Raw genomic sequence first — 3,143 nt, 5'->3', positions numbered from 1 at the left:
AATTCAGCAACTAACGGAAGTTAGACTGCTGGGTGAAAACCTAGCCAGAACCTTGAAAACTGCATAAAAACGCGATTAGATTAGCAGGCAGACACAGACAGACTGTGAATGCAGGTGAAAACCAATGAAATTGTGGTCAAGCTAATAAGGGCTAATGGTGGATACCTAGGCACACAGAGGCGAAGAAGGACGTGGTTACCGACGAAATACTCCGGGGAGTTGGAAGCAAACTAAGAGCCGGAGATGTCCGAATGGGGCAACCCTAAATACTACCTGTTGAATATATAGACAGGAAAGAGCCAACCCAGCGAACTGAAACATCTTAGTAGCTGGAGGAAGAGAAATCAAAAGAGATTCCCTAAGTAGTGGTGAGCGAAAGGGGAAGAGCCTAAACCAGTTGGTTTACTGACTGGGGTAGTGGGACAGCGATATCGAATCTAGAGACTAGACGAAGCAGCTAAATACTGCACCAGAGAAAGTGAAAGTCTTGTAGTCGAAAGTCAAAGGATAGTAGCTGAATCCCGAGTAGCATGGGGCACGAGGAATCCCATGTGAATCAGCGAGGACCATCTCGTAAGGCTAAATACTACTGTGTGACCGATAGTGAACCAGTACCGCGAGGGAAAGGTGAAAAGAACCCCGCAAGGGGAGTGAAATAGAACATGAAACCATTAGCTTACAAGCAGTGGGAGTCCGATTAAACGGATGACCGCGTGCCTGTTGAAGAATGAGCCGGCGACTTATAGGCACTGGTAGGTTAAGACGAGAATGTCGGAGCCAAAGGGAAACCGAGTCTGAAAAGGGCGATAATCAGTGTTTATAGACCCGAACCCTGGTGATCTAACCATGGCCAGGATGAAGCTTGGGTAACACCAAGTGGAGGTCCGAACCGACCGATGTTGAAAAATCGGCGGATGAGTTGTGGTTAGGGGTGAAATGCCAATCGAACCAGGAGCTAGCTGGTTCTCCCCGAAATGTGTTGAGGCGCAGCGGTTGTGATTATAGTCGGGGGGTAAAGCACTGTTTCGGTGCGGGCTGGGAGACCGGTACCAAATCGAGACAAACTCAGAATACCCGATGCACACACAGCCAGTGAGACGGTGGGGGATAAGCTTCATCGTCAAGAGGGAAACAGCCCAGACCACCAGCTAAGGTCCCCAAATCATCGCTAAGTGATAAAGGAGGTGAGATTGCCTAGACAACTAGGAGGTTTGCCTAGAAGCAGCCACCCTTGAAAGAGTGCGTAATAGCTCACTAGTCAAGCGATCTTGCGCCGAAAATGAACGGGGCTAAGCGATGTACCGAAGCTGTGGGATTACTAAAAATAATCGGTAGGGGAGCGTTCCGTAGTAGGAAGAAGCAGTAGCGGTAAGCAGCTGTGGACGAGACGGAAGTGAGAATGTCGGCTTGAGTAGCGCAAACATTGGTGAGAATCCAATGCCCCGAAACCCTAAGGGTTCCAGAGCCAGGTTCGTCCACTCTGGGTTAGTCGGGACCTAAGGCGAGGCCGAAAGGCGTAGTCGATGGACACAGGGTCAACAATCCCTGACTATGGTATGGGAGCATTGCTAGGGACGCATGAAAGATAGCTACGCCCTGATTGGTTTGGGAGGAGTTTACGAACTCCGAGTAGTGAAGGATAGTGTCAAGAAAAGCTAGTAATGTGATGAACATATCGTACCCGTACCCGAAACCGACACAGGTAGGGAGGTTGAGAATACCAAGGGGCGCGAGATAACTCTCTCTAAGGAACTCGGCAAAATGGCCCCGTAACTTCGGAAGAAGGGGTGCCCACCTAAGAAGTGGGTCGCAGTGAAGAGATCCAGGCGACTGTTTACCAAAAACACAGGTCTCCGCAAACTCGTAAGAGGAAGTATGGGGGCTGACGCCTGCCCAGTGCCGGAAGGTTAAGGAAGTTGGTCAGGGCGAAAGCTTGAAGCTGACGACCGAAGCCCCGGTGAACGGCGGCCGTAACTATAACGGTCCTAAGGTAGCGAAATTCCTTGTCGGGTAAGTTCCGACCCGCACGAAAGGCGTAACGATCTGGATGGTGTCTCAGAGAGAGACTCGGCGAAATAGGAATGTCTGTGAAGATACGGACTGCCTGCACCTGGACAGAAAGACCCTATGAAGCTTTACTGTAGCCTGGAATTGTGTCCGGGCTTCGCTTGCGCAGGATAGGTGGGAAGCGATGAGATATTCCTTGTGGGGGATATGGAGCTAACGGTGAGATACCACTCTGGCGAAGCTAGGATTCTAACTTATTTCCATTATCTGGAAAAAGGACAGTTTCAGGTGGGCAGTTTGACTGGGGCGGTCGCCTCCTAAAAGGTAACGGAGGCGCGCAAAGGTTCCCTCAGCACGCTTGGAAACCGTGCGGCGAGTGTAAAGGCATAAAGGGAGCTTGACTGCAAGACCGACAAGTCGAGCAGGTACGAAAGTAGGCCTTAGTGATCCGACGGCGCAGAATGGAATGGCCGTCGCTCAACGGATAAAAGTTACTCTAGGGATAACAGGCTGATCTCCCCCAAGAGTCCACATCGACGGGGAGGTTTGGCACCTCGATGTCGGCTCATCGCAACCTGGGGCGGAAGTACGTCCCAAGGGTTGGGCTGTTCGCCCATTAAAGCGGTACGTGAGCTGGGTTCAGAACGTCGTGAGACAGTTCGGTCCATATCCGGTGCAGGCGTAAGAGCATTGAGAGGAGCCTTCCTTAGTACGAGAGGACCGGGAAGGACGCACCGCTGGTGTACCAGTTATTGTACCCGCAGTAGACGCTGGGTAGCCAAGTGCGGAGCGGATAACCGCTGAAAGCATCTAAGTGGGAAGCCCACCTCAAGATGAGTGCTCTCACTACAAAAAGTAGGTAAGGTCACGGGCAGAACACCCGTTTATAGGCTCTAAGTGGAAGTGCAGTAATGTATGTAGCTGAGGAGTCCTAACAGACCGAGGGCTTGACCTCACAACCATTGTTAAATCGCGTTTTTTGCAGTCTTCAGGGTCTCTGACCCTACAATTTTTCCTGGTGCCTATGGTGCAGTGGTCCCACTCTGACTCCATCCCGAACTCAGTTGTGAAACGCTGCTATGGCTACGATAGTCTAGGGGTTGCCCTATGCCACAATCGCTCGGTGCCAGGTTCTA

2 rRNA genes are annotated in these 3,143 nt (G+C 51.3%); both read left to right on the top strand.

The features are described 5' to 3' along the window. Positions 1-134: 134 nt before the first annotated feature. A 23S ribosomal RNA gene (locus tag H6G14_RS33135) occupies positions 135-2,962 on the top strand. Between the two features lie 59 nt (positions 2,963-3,021). Beyond that, positions 3,022-3,139, top strand: a 5S ribosomal RNA gene (gene rrf, locus H6G14_RS34500). Positions 3,140-3,143: the final 4 nt, after the last annotated feature.

This window comes from Nostoc parmelioides FACHB-3921, assembly GCF_014696625.1.
Classification (GTDB): Bacteria; Cyanobacteriota; Cyanobacteriia; order Cyanobacteriales; family Nostocaceae; genus Trichormus; species Trichormus parmelioides.
This window is presented reverse-complemented; position numbering and strand designations above follow the sequence as displayed.